The organism is Methylobacterium sp. J-088, from assembly GCF_022829295.1.
Classification (GTDB): domain Bacteria; phylum Pseudomonadota; class Alphaproteobacteria; order Rhizobiales; family Beijerinckiaceae; genus Methylobacterium.
On sequence record NZ_JAKSYH010000104.1, the window covers coordinates 1 to 418 of the forward strand.

At 70.6% G+C, this 418-nt stretch carries 1 protein-coding gene and 1 pseudogene; one reads left to right on the forward strand and one right to left on the reverse strand.

Annotated elements, in window-relative coordinates; translation table 11 throughout:
* Positions 1-231, forward strand: a 231-nt coding sequence (locus MKK63_RS11805) for a methyl-accepting chemotaxis protein (RefSeq protein ID WP_244001867.1), incomplete at its 5' end; no start/stop codon positions are given.
* Here the strand turns inward: MKK63_RS11805 and MKK63_RS11810 are convergent.
* Positions 162-418, reverse strand: a pseudogene (locus MKK63_RS11810) (hypothetical protein); the annotation flags it as partial. The gene MKK63_RS11805 and the pseudogene MKK63_RS11810 overlap by 70 nt on opposite strands.

Here is a 418-nt window from a genome sequence, read left to right on the forward strand (position 1 = left end):
CTCCTCGCCCTCAACGCCGCGATCGAGGCGGCCGCGGCCGGCGAGAGCGGGCGCAGCTGCGCGGTGGGCGCCCCCGAGATGAAGCTGTTGGCCGATCAGGGCAAGGGTGCGACCGGGCAGGTCCGCCGGATCCTGGCGGAAATCAAGCGGGGCATCAACCGTCAGGTGATACGCACCCAGGCACGGGTGAGCCGTCGCTGCCAGCTGGCTGTGGCCGTCTCGATGATGTAGCCGATCGGCTTGGTCGTCTCCGAACTGCTGACAATGTTGCCGGCCGCCGCCTCGGCCTGCTCGCGGATCGCGTCCATGGCCTTGGCGGTGTCAGAGACCGCACGCAGTCCCTGGCGGGAGGTCTGGGCGGTGGCCTGCGCGGTGGCGATCACCTCGGTGGCGCGCTTGCTGATCTGGGCGCCCGTGT